Annotated in this window: 12 protein-coding genes; 4 read left to right on the plus strand and 8 right to left on the minus strand. The window is 60.7% G+C overall.

Translation table 11 applies throughout. The features are described from left to right. Positions 1-26: 26 nt before the first annotated feature. Together F8N62_RS08620 and F8N62_RS08625 are read left to right on the plus strand one after the other, a co-directional pair. A complete protein-coding gene (locus F8N62_RS08620; RefSeq protein ID WP_084321554.1) occupies positions 27-728 on the plus strand; it encodes a response regulator transcription factor in 702 nt (233 codons plus the stop codon). 4 nt (positions 729-732) lie between these two features. Beyond that, on the plus strand, positions 733-2,034 hold the full coding sequence (locus tag F8N62_RS08625) for an ATP-binding protein (RefSeq protein ID WP_150710558.1): 1,302 nt from the start codon (positions 733-735) through the stop codon (positions 2,032-2,034). A 115-nt stretch (positions 2,035-2,149) separates the two neighbouring features. On the opposite strand, the gene F8N62_RS31495 is transcribed toward F8N62_RS08625, so the two are convergent. The 5 genes from F8N62_RS31495 to F8N62_RS08650 all read right to left on the minus strand — a co-directional run bounded on the left by F8N62_RS31495 (position 2,150) and on the right by F8N62_RS08650 (position 5,548). Further along, positions 2,150-2,356: a hypothetical protein gene (locus F8N62_RS31495; protein WP_191632364.1), complete on the minus strand. Its 207-nt coding sequence runs from the start codon at positions 2,354-2,356 to the stop codon at positions 2,150-2,152. A gap of 236 nt (positions 2,357-2,592) precedes the next feature. Further along, positions 2,593-3,546 carry a D-2-hydroxyacid dehydrogenase family protein gene (locus F8N62_RS08635; protein WP_150710560.1) on the minus strand — a complete coding sequence of 318 codons (954 nt, stop codon included), beginning with the start codon at positions 3,544-3,546 and terminating at the stop codon, positions 2,593-2,595. A gap of 13 nt (positions 3,547-3,559) precedes the next feature. Continuing rightward, a complete protein-coding gene (locus tag F8N62_RS08640) occupies positions 3,560-4,582 on the minus strand; it encodes an alpha/beta fold hydrolase (RefSeq protein WP_150710561.1) in 1,023 nt (340 codons plus the stop codon). A gap of 85 nt (positions 4,583-4,667) precedes the next feature. Further along, positions 4,668-5,102, minus strand: coding sequence for a YqaA family protein (locus F8N62_RS08645; RefSeq protein WP_150710562.1), 435 nt, complete (start codon positions 5,100-5,102; stop codon positions 4,668-4,670). Further along, on the minus strand, positions 5,102-5,548 hold the full coding sequence (locus tag F8N62_RS08650; protein ID WP_150710563.1) for a DUF411 domain-containing protein: 447 nt from the start codon (positions 5,546-5,548) through the stop codon (positions 5,102-5,104). Before F8N62_RS08650 ends, F8N62_RS08645 begins: the two co-directional genes overlap by 1 nt. A gap of 389 nt (positions 5,549-5,937) precedes the next feature. Between F8N62_RS08650 and F8N62_RS08655 the strand changes: the two genes are divergently transcribed. After that, a complete protein-coding gene (locus F8N62_RS08655; RefSeq protein WP_150710564.1) occupies positions 5,938-6,126 on the plus strand; it encodes a hypothetical protein in 189 nt (62 codons plus the stop codon). Between the two features lie 18 nt (positions 6,127-6,144). Here F8N62_RS08655 and F8N62_RS08660 read toward each other — a convergent pair whose 3' ends face one another. Beyond that, positions 6,145-6,516 carry a fe2+ zn2+ uptake regulation protein gene (locus F8N62_RS08660; RefSeq protein ID WP_150710565.1) on the minus strand — a complete coding sequence of 124 codons (372 nt, stop codon included), beginning with the start codon at positions 6,514-6,516 and terminating at the stop codon, positions 6,145-6,147. Between the two features lie 313 nt (positions 6,517-6,829). Between F8N62_RS08660 and F8N62_RS08665 the strand changes: the two genes are divergently transcribed. Further along, entirely contained in the window at positions 6,830-9,175 is a 2,346-nt protein-coding gene (locus F8N62_RS08665; protein WP_150710566.1) for an acylase, read from the plus strand. Positions 9,176-9,223: 48 nt separating this feature from the next. Here the strand turns inward: F8N62_RS08665 and F8N62_RS08670 are convergent, their stop codons facing one another. Continuing rightward, entirely contained in the window at positions 9,224-10,225 is a 1,002-nt protein-coding gene (locus F8N62_RS08670) for a FecR family protein (protein WP_150710567.1), read from the minus strand. Between the two features lie 142 nt (positions 10,226-10,367). Then, entirely contained in the window at positions 10,368-15,191 is a 4,824-nt protein-coding gene (locus F8N62_RS08675) for a dermonecrotic toxin domain-containing protein (RefSeq protein WP_150710568.1), read from the minus strand. Between the last annotated feature and the right edge of the window lie 73 nt (positions 15,192-15,264).

Consider the following 15,264-nt stretch of genomic DNA (forward strand, 5'->3'; position numbering starts at 1 on the left):
CGCCATCGCACTTTCTGGACACCTCCATGCCCAACATCCTCCTGGTCGAAGACGACACCGCGCTCTCCGAGCTGATTGCCAGCTACCTGGAACGCAACGGCTATAGCGTCAGCGTGATCAGCCGTGGCGACCACGTGCGTGAGCGGGCGCGGGTCAATCCGCCGGACCTGGTGATCCTCGACCTGATGTTGCCCGGGCTCGACGGCCTGCAAGTCTGCCGCTTGCTGCGCGCCGATTCGGCGACGCTGCCGATCCTGATGCTCACCGCCCGCGACGACAGTCACGACCAGGTCCTGGGCCTGGAAATGGGCGCCGATGACTACGTCACCAAACCCTGCGAACCCCGCGTGCTGCTGGCCCGCGTGCGCACGCTGTTGCGCCGCAGCAGCCTCAGCGAACCGCAGACCGCCAACGACCGCATCCTCATGGGCAACCTGTGCATCGACCTGTCCGAGCGCACCGTGACCTGGCGCGAGCAGTTGGTCGAGCTGTCCAGCGGCGAATACAACTTGCTGGTGGTGCTCGCGCGGCATGCCGGTGAAGTGTTGAGCCGCGACCAGATCCTGCAGCGCCTGCGCGGCATCGAATTCAACGGCACCGACCGCTCGGTGGACGTGGCGATTTCCAAGTTGCGGCGCAAATTCGACGACCACGCCGGCGAGGCGCGCAAGATCAAGACTGTGTGGGGCAAGGGTTACCTGTTCAGCCGTTCCGAGTGGGAATGCTGAGGTCATGTTCAGGATCCTCTTCCGCCTGTACCTGGTGACGATCGTCTCCTACAGCGCGGCCATTTACCTGGTGCCGGACGTGGTGATCAGAATCTTCCACGAGCGGTTCACCACCTACAATCTCGATTACTCCCGGGGTCTGCGGAACCTTGTCGTCAAACAGTTTCACGCCGTGCCCGAAGCGCAGTGGCCGGCGCTGGCGATTGAGCTGGACAAGGCGTTCGACCCGCTGCATATCGTTCTCAGCCGCAATGACGACGCCGGCTTGACCGCGAACGAACAGCAGCGTTTGCAGCGCGGCGAAGACGTTGTGCGCATCGGCGACTGGGGCGGCCACACGTTGTCGGTGGCGCCGCTGAACGCGCAGTCCGTGGTGCAAATGGTCGTGCCGCCGGACCCGCTGGACGTCAATTTGTTGTACTGGAGCATCAACGTGCTGATCGGCGCGACCATGCTCGCGTGCCTGTTGTTGTGGCTGCGCCCGCACTGGCGCGACCTGGAACGTCTCAAAGGCACGGCAGAACGCTTCGGCAGGGGGCACTTGAGCGAGCGCACCGAAATCCCCGCGAACTCCAACATCGGCAGCCTGGCCAACGTCTTTGACACCATGGCCGGCGACATCGAGAACCTGCTCAACCAGCAGCGCGATTTGCTCAACGCCGTTTCCCACGAACTGCGCACGCCGCTCACGCGCCTGGATTTCGGCCTGGCCCTGGCGCTGTCCGACGACTTGCCCGCCGCGAGCCGCGAGCGTTTGCAAGGTCTGGTCGCGCACATTCGCGAACTGGACGAGCTGGTGCTGGAGTTGCTGTCCTACAGTCGGTTGCAAAACCCGGCGCGGGTGCCGGAGCAGGTCGAGGTGTCGCTGGATGAATTCATCGACAGCATCCTGGGCAGCGTCGATGAAGAACTGAACTCCCCGGAGATCGTCATCGATGTGCTGCTGCACGGCCAACTCGAACGCTTCAGCCTCGACCCGCGCCTGACTGCCCGCGCGATCCAGAACCTGCTGCGCAACGCGATGCGTTATTGCGAGAAGCGCATTCAGATTGGCGTGCAGGTGTGTGCGAAGGGGTGTGAAATCTGGGTCGATGACGATGGTATCGGCATCCCGGATGACGAGCGCGAGCGGATTTTCGAGCCGTTTTATCGGCTGGATCGCAGCCGAGACCGGGCCACGGGCGGGTTTGGCCTGGGGCTGGCGATCAGTCGTCGCGCACTGGAAGCCCAGGGCGGCACGCTCACGGTCGAACCGTCACCGCTGGGCGGCGCGCGGTTCCGGTTGTGGCTGCCGACCCCGAATTAAGATCACCTGTGGCGAGGGAGCTTGCTCCCGCTCGGCTGCGAAGCAGTCGTGATTCTCCGGGGCCGCTTCGCAGCCAGCGGGAGCAAGCTCCCTCGCCACAGGAGCGCTGTTGCAGCTAGCGTATTTGTTCGATGCGCTCAGTGATCGGCTCCAGACGGCTGGTTTGCATGACGCATCGCTGCGATTTGCTGTCCCAGACATGGCCTTTGGGGCAGTTGGGTTTGGCCGGTTCTTCTTTCTCATCGCTGGCCAATGCGAAGGAACTCGATAACGCGACGGCGAGCAGCAGCGGCGCGGTAAAAACAGCAAGACGGCTATTCATGGCGATGCTCCGGAGAGTGGGTACATTTCTCGGCTGATCAAGATTGGGACAGCGGTTCGGCTGGAAAAGTCGAATGGCTTTGAAGGCGGGCGAGCATGGTTCTGTGGGAGCGAGCCTGCTCGCGAAAAACTTCTGGAGAACGTGTTCTTTCAGACAGCACGCGTCATCGTTGTCGTCCTTCGCGAGCAGGCTCGCTCCCACATGGATCGGCGTCCGGTTTTGCATTTCACCATTGATCAGCCTAACAATCGGACCGGTTCTCCGTCTGACCACGCCCGAATGTCCTCAATCATCTGCGAAAAGAATTGATGATAGTTCTGCTGGCTGACATAGCCGACATGCGGGGTCGCCAGTACGTTCTCCAGCGTGCGGAACGGGTGATGAGCCGGCAGGGGTTCCTGGTCGAACACGTCCAGCGCCGCGCCGGCCAGGCGTTGTTTTTGCAGCGCCTTGATTAGCGCCGCTTCGTCGACAATCGGCCCGCGCGCGGTGTTGACCAGCAACGCCGTCGGCTTCATCCAGCCCAGCGCCTCGGCGTCGACCAGCCCACGGCTGCGGTCGCTGAGCACCAGGTGCACGGAGAGCACGTCGGCCTGCTCGAACAACTGCTGTTTGCTGACGCAGGTCACCCCGACTGCGGCGGCGCGTTCGGCGGTCAGGTTTTCGCTCCAGGCGATCACCCGCATGCCGAACACCTGGCCGAACTGTGCGACCCGTTGGCCGATGCTGCCCAAACCGAGAATCGCCAGGGTCTTGCCATGCAGGTCGCCGCCCAGCCCTTGTTGCCATTTCCCTGCACGCAAGGCATTGGCTTCGGCGACAAGGTTGCGCGTCGCGGCCATGATCAGCGCCCAGGTCAGTTCCGGTGCGGCGTGCTTGTAACTGTCGGTGCCGCTGACGTGAATCCCTAGCGCCGCTGCGGCTTTGAGGTCCAGTGCCGCGTTGCGCATGCCGCCCGTGACCAGCAATTTGAGTGTCGGCAGCCGGCGCAACAAGTCTTCGTCGAACCGGGTGCGCTCGCGCATCACGCAAATCACTTCAAACGCGGCGAAGCGTTGTGCCAGCGTGTCGTTATCGGCAGGGTAGTCATGGACAAAATGCACCTGACCAATGTCGTCCAGCACCGACCAATCCACCACATCCCGCGCGACATCCTGCCAATCATCGATTACTGCGATCTGCAACGTCATCAGCCTTACCTCATCAACGAACAGGATGGTTTGTGTTCAGCCAGGCGAGCAGGGCCTGGTGGAATTTGTCCGGTTCCTCCATTTGCGGCGCGTGGCCCATGCCGGGGAACTCCACCAGCGTCGACTGTGGAATCAGTTTGGCGACGTCCTTGCCCAATACCTCGTAGTGGCCGATTTTGGCCTTCACTTCAGGCGAGGCAATGTCCTTGCCAATGGCGGTCGTGTCGGAGGTGCCGATCAGCAGCAGCGTCGGCATCTTCAGGTCCTTGAACTCGTAATACACCGGTTGCGTGAAGATCATGTCGTAGATCAGCGCCGAGTTCCACGCGACCTGGGTTTTGCCCGGGCCTTTGCTCAGGCCGGCGAGCATGTCCACCCAGCGATCGAATTCGGGTTTCCAGCGGCCGCCGTAATAGGTGTTGCGTTCATAGTCGCGAATGCCTTGCGCGGTAACTTTCAGCTCGCGTTCATACCATTGGTCCACGGTGCGATAGGGCACGCCGAGGGCTTTCCAGTCTTCGAGGCCGATAGGGTTGACCAAGGCCAGTTGTTCAACCTGCTCCGGGTATTGCAGGGCATAGCGGGTGGCGAGCATGCCGCCGGTGGAATGCCCGAGCAGCGTCGCTTTCTGGATGCCGAGGGCTTTGAGCAGTTGTTGGGTGTTGCTGGCCAGTTGCTGGAAGCTGTACTGATAGCTCTCCGGTTTGCTCGAGGTGCAGAAGCCGATCTGGTCCGGGGCGATGACCCGGTAACCGGCGTCGCTCAAGGCTTTGATCGAGGTGTCCCAGGTGGCGCCGCAGAAATTCTTGCCGTGCATCAACACGACGCTGCGCCCGTTGGCCTTGCCGTTCGCCGCGACGTCCATGTAGCCCATCTCCAGGGATTTTCCCTGGGATTCAAAGGCAAAGTGTTTAACCGTGTAGGGATATTCGAAGCCTTGCAACTGCGGCCCGTATTCCGGACCGTCGGCAGCGATGACGGGCAGGGCAGCGGTCAGCAGCAGGCTGGGCAGCCAGCGGGAGAGTGCGAGGGGCATGGGTAGACTCCAGAGGAAATCGGCCGATGCTGGATCGGCTTGATTAGGACGACATTAAACACAGGCAATGGCAGCGAGTGATGGTTCAACCCATCCAGCCCAGGGTTGCCAGCGCCAACACGCCATAGCGGGCGCCCTTGGCCAGGGTCACGATCAGCAGAAAGCGCCCGAGCGGCTCACGCATCACGCCGGCCACCAGCGTCAGCGGATCGCCGATCACGGGCAGCCAACTCAGCAACAGTGACCAATGACCGTAGCGCTGATAATGAACCCGGGCTTTTTCGAGGTGGGTCGGGCTGACCGGAAACCAGCGCCTGTCGCGAAAACGTTCGATGCCACGCCCCAGCCACCAGTTCAGCAGCGAGCCGAGGACATTGCCCAGGGTGGCGACCGCCAACAGCGACCACAGCCAGTACCTGTCGCTGAGCAACAACCCCACCAGTAGCGCCTCCGACTGCAACGGCAGCAGTGTCGCCGCCCCGAACGCGGCGAAGAACAGCCCGATGTAGGCACCCGGCATCAATGGGCAGGGTAGTCCGCCACCACCACGTCAGTGCCGTCTTTTTTCAGGCCGATCACCTGATAGGCATCGCTCATGCCATCCATTTCCATGCCCGGCGACCCCATGGGCATGCCGGGGGCGGCTACGCCCAACAGGTCGCTGCGTTTGCTCAGGGCCAGCACCTGATCGGCCGGGACGTGACCTTCGACGAACTTGCCGTTGATCAACCCGGTGTGGCACGACGCCAGACGCGGCGGCACACCGTGCGCTTGCTTGAAGGCGCTCATGTCGGTTTCGACGTGATCTGCCACCTTGAAACCGTTGGCTTCGAGGTGGCTGATCCATTTTTTGCAGCAACCGCAGTTGGCGTCGCGGTGGACCTCGATCGGGATCAGGTCGGCGGCCTGGGTCAGGGAAGAGATGAACAGGGCGCTCAGGGCGATCAGACGCAGGTGGGTTCGCATGGGGGATCTCGTCTTGGATTGCGGGCAAAAAAAGCATTCTGACGAGTTTAGCCAATGACGAGGCGGGAGAGTGTTTCGAAGTGATACAGCAACCGCTGCATCATTCTGGTGAGTGAAATTCAATCGGACTGAATCCACTGTGGTGAGGGGATTCACTGTGGTGAGGGGATTTATCCCCGTTCGGCTGCGAAGCAGTCGTGCTTCCTGGGCCTGCTGCGCAGTCCAGCGGGGATAAATCCCCTCACCACAGGTGCGCCTCAAAAAATCAGCGGGCTTTGAAGATGAGAGCCAAAACGCTTCTGCGGCTGTAACATGACACCCCGTTTGCAGCGCCCCTCCCCGAAAAACCGTAGGGGCCACGTTCAGGTTTATGTTTAAGGAAAAGGGCAATGACCCAGTCGCAACGTTTGAAATATTCGATCCTGATCTCCCTCGTGGTACTGGGGATCATGTTTGGCCTGTCGTATTTGCAGAACACCGGGGTCATCAGCGAAAAAGTGTTCCAGTACATCGCCATTGGCGTGGCGGTGCTCGTGGTGGTGATCAATGGCGTGATGCGCCGCAAGGTCAAGCCCTGAACGACGCGCCAGCTCAGGTCATTCGCCGTGCAATGCGGCGAACGCCTGGGGGTGCAAGCGGTAGCTTTTATCCGGGTTCAGCGTGATCACGCCTTCGCTGCACAAGCGTTTCAACACTTCGCGCACGCTGAGGAAGGACAGGGGAATATCCAGGTCCAGCAGGTGACTGTGCACGCCGCGCACGCCGAGGCTGCGGTCGCTTTCGGCGGCGGTCAGCAAGGCGTCGATGACTTTCAGGCGGATCAGGCTGGTGCGCAGGCCGAAGCTCTTGAGCAAAAAGCGGATCCGTTCGTTACCGTGACGCTCGGTCCGTTGGTTGAACATGCCCGAGCCCATCGAGGTGCCCAGTGCTGCAGTGCTACCGTCCGTTGGCAGTTGCGAGTTGTACATTGCAAAAACTCCTTTTCAGAGCCTGAACCGGAAAATGTAATGGGTGCTCTTACCCAATAAGACGTACGAGCGACTCAAATCATGAAGGCCCGGATGTAGAAATTTTGTCACCAGCGCGTCAGAAACCCGTAAAAGCCCCGCCTCAGCGCACTCCAGCGCACTAAATTTTTTTGATCAATTTCGTTCCTTGTGGGAGCGAGCCTGCTCGCGAAAAACGCCAACGATGACGCGTATATCCTGGATGAACGCGTCATCGTTGACGTTTATCGCGAGCAAGCTCGCTCCTACAGTTCTATTCGACTCTGGAGCGAGCGTGATTAATACCAGGCAGTTAACCCGTTTGAGCCTTGCTGGCGTGCTGGTGGGTTTGAGTCTTGCGGCAAACGCGCGCAGCCAGCCGGATCAAGCGACGGCCGATATCCGCCGGACCAGCTTCGGCGTGCCGCACATTCGCGCCGAAAACGAGCGCGGCCTCGGCTACGGCATCGGCTACGCCTACGCTCAGGACAATCTGTGCCTGCTGGCCAATGAGATCACCACGGTGAACGGCGAACGTTCGCGCTATTTCGGTCCGGAGCAGTTCACGGTCGAGGAGCGGCAGAACCAGGTCAGCGACGTGTTTTTCAACTGGCTGAACACGCCGCAGGCGGTCTCGACTTTCTGGCAGGCGCAGACCCCGGAAGTTCGCGACCTGATCAATGGCTACGTGGCGGGTTACAACCGGGCGCTGACCGAGCGCCGCGCGCAAGGTTTGCCGCAACAATGCCAGGGCGAGTGGGTGCGCGACATCACGGCTGAGGATCTGGTCAAGCTGACGCGTCGCCTGCTGGTCGAAGGCGGCGTCGGTCAGTTTGCCGAAGCGCTGGCCGGCGCCACGCCGCCACAACCTGTCGCGTGGAACTCGCACGCCCCGGCCGCCTTCCGGCTCGCCGACACGCGCAGGCAACGCTTCGCCCTGGATCGCGGCAGCAACGCGGTGGCCGTGGGCAGCGAGCGTTCGTTCAATGGCCGGGGCATGTTGCTGGCCAACCCGCATTTTCCGTGGGTCGGCGGGATGCGGTTCTATCAGATGCACCTGACCATTCCCGGCAAGCTGGACGTGATGGGCGCAGCGTTGCCCGGTCTGCCGATGATCAACATCGGCTTCAACCAGCATCTGGCCTGGACCCACACCGTGGACTCGTCGAGACATTTCACCCTGTATCGCCTGCAACTCGATCCGAAGGATCCGACCCGCTACCTGCTCGACGGCAAGTCCCTGCCGATGACCCGGCAGACTGTGACGGTGAACGTGAAGCAACCGGATGGTCAGATCCGGGCGGTGTCCCACGTGATTTATAGCTCGCCGTTCGGCCCGATCGTGCAGTGGCCGGGCAAACTCGACTGGGATAATCAATTCGCCTATAGCTTGCGTGACGCCAACCTCGAAAACGACCGGGTGCTGCAACAGTGGTATGCGATGAACCGGGCGGGCAGCCTCAAGGAATTGCAGGCATCGGTGCATGACATTCAGGGCATCCCGTGGGTCAACACCGTGGCGGCGGACGATCAGGGGCAGACGTTGTACATGAACCTGTCGGTGGTGCCGAACGTCAGTGCCGCCAAGTTGGAAAAATGCAGCGATCCGCGCGCCGGCGTGCAGATGATCGTGCTCGACGGTTCCAACAGCGCCTGTGCCTGGGACATCGATCCGACAGCGGCACAAAAAGGCATCTACGCGTCCGGCCAATTGCCGCAACTGTTGCGCAAGGACTTCGTGCAGCACTCCAACGATTCGGCGTGGATGGCCAACCCGGCGCAACCGCTCACCGGCTTCTCGCCGCTGATCAGCCAGGACGGCCAACCGCTGGGCCTGCGTTCACGTTTTGCCCTGGAGCGCCTGAGTGTCCTGAGCAAAGCCGGGCCGATTACGCCGGCGGACTTGCAACGGATGGTCATGGACGATCAGGTGTTTCAGGCGGGTCTGGTGATGCCGGACCTGTTGCAATTCTGCGCAGAAAACCTCGATGCCGATGCACCGACGCTTGCGCCGCTGTGCGCCAGCCTCAAAACCTGGGATCGCAGCGCGAATCTGCACAGCGGTCTGGGCTTCGTGCATTTCCAGAACGTGATGGAAGCGTTGCAGGATATGCCGGACGTCTGGCGCGTGCCGTTTGATTCAAAAGATCCGCAGCACACGCCGCGCGGGCTGGCGATTGATCGTCCGGACGTGGCCAAGGCGTTGCGTGAAGCGATGCTGGCGTCAGTGGACGTGGTCCACAAATCCGGGCTCAAGGACGACAGTCGCTGGGGCGATATTCAGGTGGTCAGCAGCGGTGGCCGGCAGACGCCGATTCATGGCGGGCCGGGCACGCTAGGGGTGTACAACGCGATTCAGAGCGTGCCGAGATCCGACGGCAAACGCGAAGTGGTGAGCGGCACCAGTTACTTGCAAGTGGTGACCTTCGACGACAAGGGTCCGCAGGCCAAGGGGCTGTTGGCGTTTTCGCTGTCCAGCGACCCGGCGTCGAAATACGCCAATGACCAGACCCTGGCCTTTTCGAATAAACAGCTGAGTGTGTTGCCGTTCACTGAGCAGCAGATCAAAGCTGATCCGCACTATCAGGCGCAGATGATCCGCGAGCAGGACGAAAAGGCCGGGAAGGTGGCCAGACAGTAAAATGTTTAATGATTGAAGAAGGCCGCTCCCCGCAAGGGTGGCGGCCTTTCAGCTTTTAGGGGTTTGTTGCGGGATGGAGTTGAGGACCGGGTTGCCCTCCTTGTTGCGCGTCAGGTAAACCGGTAGCACCCGGGGCAGCGTCGCCACCAGTTTGTTCAGTTCCTTGATGTTGTAGATGCCACCCAGGCGGATCGCGCCGGTGCCGTGGTCGGCCACCATCACCGGATTGCTCAGGTAGCGATTGATCAAGGGCAGGGCGTCGGACAACGCCAGGTCATCCAGCACCAGTTTGCCGTGGCGCCAGGCCAGCGAACTGTCGTTGGCGTAGGTCTGGCTGATTTGCGGGGTGAAGTCGCCCTGTTTGTAACGCGCCTGCATCGACGGCTCGAGGCGCAGACCGTCGCCCGGCAAATCGTCGTTACTGGTGACCAGCACCGAACCTTCGATGAGGTTCACACGTACCTGATCCTCATACATCCAGACGTTGAATTTGGTCCCGGTGACGCGGATCCTGCCGTCCGCCGCCTTGACGACAAACGGGTGAGTGACGTCGTGACGGACACTGAAGAAGGCCTCGCCCTTGTCCAGCGTCACCCGGCGCTGATCCTTGTAGTTGGTAAAAGTCAGCTCGGTGCCCAGGTTCAGTTCGACCTGGCTGCCGTCGCTTAATGTCACTTGGCGAGTTGAGTTACCGGCCTCGAAATGCTCGTAGCCATTGGGCAGCCAGCCCAGGTTCCAGCCGCTGTAGGCCGCCATCGGCAAGGCCAGGGCGCAAACGGCGGCGGCAATGCCGAACGTGCGCCAAGGGGTTGCAGGCCTGGCGCGGACGAGGGGGGCGGGCGTTTCCAGGCGGGGCAGATCTTCGGCAACGTCCCAGATCTCCTGCATTGCTTCGTACTCGAAGGCGTGCAGAGGATCAGCGTTGAGCCACTGCTCGAAGGCTTGCCGCTCCTGCGCTGTGCAGTCGGAGGCGTGCAAACGCATGCACCAGTGCGCAGCGGCATCGGTGATGGCGTCATATTCGGCTTGCGAGAGCGGGTCGTTGGTCATTGACTCATCCTGATTTCCCGCATTCTAACCTTCGGAGGAAGTGACGAAAACAGCAGTCATGGCATTTACCCATCAAACAGCTGTTTATTTTTCCGGACGGTGTGTGGAAAACAACGCGCAGACCCGAGGCCTGCGCATTTATTCAAGTGTTCGAGGATGACGCCAGGACAACCGGATCCAGGTGTCGTCCTATTTCACAGATCAGAAACGCCACCGAATCGGCATTGCGCGTAATGACTTTGGTTCGAATGGCGGGGTTCACGGGGTCCAGAAAGGCGGTCCTCGCGTCAGCTAATGTGGTGGCGCCGGTCAATTCAAGGATGGCCTCGCTAAGGTGTTCCGCGCCATATATCTGGTCCACGTCGAGCCACTCGTTCCCGGCGTCGTCCCACCGCGCAAACAGCTCCTGCGCAGGCGTCAGGAGCGATAAGGCCTCACGCTGAAAATTCAGTTGCTCAGCTCTGACCCGCGCCCCGAATGGCGTTATGGAACTGACCAGATCAATGAAGGGCCGCCTCGATTCAAGCGATGCGATGTCCAGGCTCTCTGCATAGCTGTGCGCGAATTCGTGGATGAGAGTGGCCGCCCGACTATGACTGCCGACATTGAAGGAGGCGGTCAGAATCGGCAGGTAGTGCTCGAGTTGGTGGTCGAAAAAATCTTCGGTGAAATGCACGTTCCTGCGATTGTCTTCGTCGAGGACGAACGCAATGATGCCGGACTCGGCATCGCGGTTTCTCCCCACGATAAAGCGGTCGGAGTCTAACAATTCATCGGCCGGGTCCGCCAAGGCGTTGCACACGGGGAGAATGACCTTTCGCAGTTCTGCCAGAAGGGCTTCATCGACCCTATCGACACCGAAAAACTGGCGCAAAAAGGTGTCCACTCGTGTGCCGGGGGCCCCTTGGCCGAGTTGCACCAGGTTGTGCAGGCAGTTGGCCGCGTACTCGCGCGCCTGAGAAATGGATTGTTCGATCATCAAGGCTCGAAACGGGAAAAGCGCGCGGATCTGCTGCATGCCCCTGGCTTCGATGTTGATCACCCAGCGGCTTCGGGTGTGGTAGAGGTACTGATTGCGCAGGTTCGACATGGCTCTGGCGTAATGCACGGTGTGCACGTCGGGGTCGAGAATCAATTGTCGCGAGGGTGTGCTCAGCAATGACGGCCCGTTTTTCTGGCCGTTGCGGATATGCCACACCGCACCGGGTTTGGCGACCGGATAGACCTTGCCTGCAATCGGTGCGTAGCGTGTTTTGCTGGCTTCATGAAGATAAGTGCCATTAGTGGCGTGCTTTTTCAGGTCTGCCAGTGCCACGGTTGTCGATTCGAAGCGTTGCAGCGACGTGCGCGTCGGCTCGGTCGGCCGCACGTCAGACCATTGCGGGTTGACCACGGGCGTCGCAACGGGCTCCGCCTCGGCAGCGGCCTCCTCGGGCAGCGATGAAGCCTCCAGCGACAGTCTGCCCAGCGTCACCATTTGCGCACCGCCGGCAATGAAAGAGCGCAAGGCGCGCTTCCAGTGATGATCCTGCAGGGCTTCGGCGGAGTCTTCGAAGTCTTTGAACGCTTGCCACAGAAACCGGCCATAGGCGAGTTTACCGGGCAAGAGCCCGGAGACCACTTTGATGCCGGCGCTGAACAGCCACTTGATGGCCTCCCAATCCGGTTGATGGCCGGTTTTGTCCTGACTGCCGAGCATTCGCGGGATCAGGGTGGTGTTGTCACTGAACAGCCGCGACAGGAGATTGCCGCCAATCTCGGTGCTCCCCAGGGTGATTTCACTGATCTTGCCCACGCTGGATTTGAGCAGATTGCTGAAGGTCGCCTGTTCGTTTTCCGGCAAACGGCGAATGACCAGGTCCTGCAACGCTCCGGGTGTGTTGATGGCCGCGACCAGGCTGGCCTCATCGGCGAACTCGCTGAAGATCGCGCCGCTATGGTAGGGCGCATAAAGTACGTGCGAGCCCTGTTTGCCGGCTCCCGGGCTGATCAGGTACAAGCCCGAGGCCTGAACGGCGGCAGCACCATCGGTTTTGATCAGTTCAAGCGGCCTGGCGATGGCGTGGGCGCCTGCCAGCGTGGCGCGGGCGAGGGCGTCAGGCATGTCCAGGACTTGTGTGATCAAGTCGAATGCCCCGTCCGACAGGTGCTGCTGCAACTTCAGGGCATGGGCGTGTTGCAACAGTTGCCACGGCAGTTGGCGAACGAACAGTAACTTGCGCGCAGCGGCATCAGTGCCCGACAGCGCCTCGGCGACCTTCTTGCCGAAGTCCTGCTGAATGTTCAGCGACAGTAAAAGCTGCCTGACGGCGGCCTGGGTCAGCTCCTCCGGCAGCGCTTTAGTGGTACTGGAAGCGATCTTGAATCCGGTGCCTTGCGCGATGTTCACATGGTTCAGGGCGAAACGGGTCAGGCTTTGCGCCGGTCCGGCCAGGGTGAGATTGGGTGTGATCTCGATCGAATCGGGGTCTATGGTCGTCCCCGGGAATCGGGCGGTCAGCAACGCCTTGAGTTTTTCACGAACGAAATCCTCGAGCGTTTGCAGGCCATGCAGATAGTCCTTGTCGTGGGTGACGCTGTTTCGGTATTGCTCGAGCAATTCGATGTGCAGCTGCTGTTCTTCTACGGCTGCCATGCCCAGCCACGCGGGCAGGGATTGCTGGTGGTTGATGGCCTTAGCGATCCAGCTGGCTCTGCGCAAATTGGTGTCGGTGATCGATTGCGTGAGCCGTGTCAGGGCCTTGTCCAGTTGACCGGCTTTCAACTTGAGCGAGCGCAGGTGCTCGCAACGAGCCAGCAACAGGTCGATGGTTGATTGCGCGAGGTGCTGCAACACATTGCCTTCGATCAATTGCAGGCGGTTGAGCGAGTAGCGCCGGTGAAGTTTGCGCTGGGTCGGGGTCAGGTTCGCCAGCAGCACCAGGCGTTGGTCAGGGTCGATCAGGCGCAGGTTCAACTGTTGCCGGGCCACGGCGACTGTCGCAAAGACTTCCAGCCCGGTCGCCGGCGTCCACAGAATCGCCCGCCCGGAATGCTGGACGTCGAACCCGCCACGTTCGGTCAACAACAGGCAGTTGGCCAACGGCAGGGACTGCGTTTCGCCGGAACAGTCGAGTACCAGCGAGTAGGCGTCCGGGTAGAAGCCCCTGACGGCCAGCCGGTTCTTGCGATCCGCTTTGTCCGGATTGAATACCGCATCGACAATCTGCCAGTCGACGTTTCTCAATGAACCGCTGAGTTCCCGCAGGCTGGCCTCGCCCCGCAGGCCAACGGAAAAGGCATGAGCCAATGTCGCTTTTCGTTGTTCCAGATAAGTCCGCTGTACCGCCTGAGTCGTGACCGGTGGCGCTGTGAACTCGCTGCGCAGGGGCAGTTCAACCGCGCTGAACGTCTTCACGTAACCCGCGGCGGTATCCGCCAGCACCATGGACGGGTGTTTGCCCGATAGCACCGGCCGGGTACTCCAGCGCCCTTGCACATCAATCGTCAGCAACGTTTCGCCAATCAGCGAGCGGATGTCCGTTGCCTTGTCGAAAAACGCATGGATGTCCACGGCACCATCGCTGAAACGGAAGATCTGCAAGGCGTATTCGAGGTTTTGCTGTTGTTTGCCGATGATCGCTTCGAAGAGTGTCTTGAACACCGAACCGCTGACCACTGCGCCAGACACGTGTGGCTCCTGAAAACCGATGAAGCGATCGCGTTCCTCCAGGCTCATGAGGTCGTAAAGCTCATCGTCATGACCGGCCTCGGTGGATTTTTGCTCCAGCGTGTCTTTCAGGTCCTGGTAGTCACTCAGAACCTGTAACCCTTGGGCGGGGGTGTAGAGAAAGGCATTGGCGCTGTCCTGGCTGATCATCAGTGAGCCGGCGAGTTCAACATAGTTGGGCTCATACACCCACAGGCGAATGGTTTCGACGGTCAATGCCGGGGAGGTCGCCTTTGCGGGGTCTATGAGTGAGTGCAAGGCGCGGCTCTGTTGCGCAGTGATAATCCCCGACTCACGCTTGAGTAACAGTTCTGCCCGCGCCTTTTCGCGGATGGCCCGGGCGAAGAATGCCCGGCGCGTGGCACCGTCGACGCTCGCTTCATTCCAGAAACTCTGCAGTTGCGCGTCAATCCGGCCGGGCAAATTGTCAGCAGCGGTTTTAATCGCGCTTTCCCAGGTTTTCTGGTCGGCGGTCGGCGATGTCCTTTGCGGGTGTGCAAACTCCGGGCGCTGTCCGGTCGGCCAACCCTTATGGCGGTAATACGTGAGCAGCGCCTGGCTCAAGGACATGGATTCGAGCCAGTGTCGGGCGCCGGGCTTGTTTGGGTCAGCCGCGCTGTTCGCTGTTTCGGCATACAGACCAACCCGGGTTTTACGCTGATCCAGCGCTGGAAAAGCGGCTGCGAGCAAGCCCTCAAGTACCGTGTCGAGCATCGCCGTCAGGGTTGGCAGTTTTTGCAATTCATCAACCATGGCCTGATTGTTGAGGCGCTGATTGAGCGTGATAACCGCGCGCTGATCGTCGAACACATCGCCTTCGATCGTCTCGAAGGTCACCGTGACGTCGGAGGCCGCTGCCAGGGTTTTGCGCACAGACAGCGAGAGCAAGGCCACCGAGTCGTCATCCTCGCCGGCGTTGTCGAGTTGGCGTTTGATCACTTCGGACAACGCCGCGCGACTGGCGTATTTTTTGATGCCAGCGTAGGGCGTGTAAAAAATCAGTCCCTTGTCGTCCGGAGTCTCGCTCAGCAGGAAGCAGCCTGCCAGCGCAAAGGACAAGGCGCCCGTGCCGATGAGAATTCTCTCGGCGAGCATCGGCGGACTCTGCTGGTTGCGCCGGGTGTGACTGGCCAGTTTCACGTGCTCGAGCCATTCAAAATCCTTACGCGTCAGCCCATGGGTTTGACCAAGCTCAGTCCATAGTCCGGGAGCATTCAGGGCCTGGGGGAAAAACAGCGCAGCGGTGGGTGTCGACATTGTTGAATCTCGTGCTGGGCGCGACCGGGCGCGCCGGAAAATTGAGACTCGAGACTAAGTGCCCCTGGAGCGT

Origin of the sequence: Pseudomonas fluorescens (genome assembly GCF_902497785.1) — a bacterium.
Lineage (GTDB): Bacteria > Pseudomonadota > Gammaproteobacteria > Pseudomonadales > Pseudomonadaceae > Aquipseudomonas > Aquipseudomonas fluorescens_BO.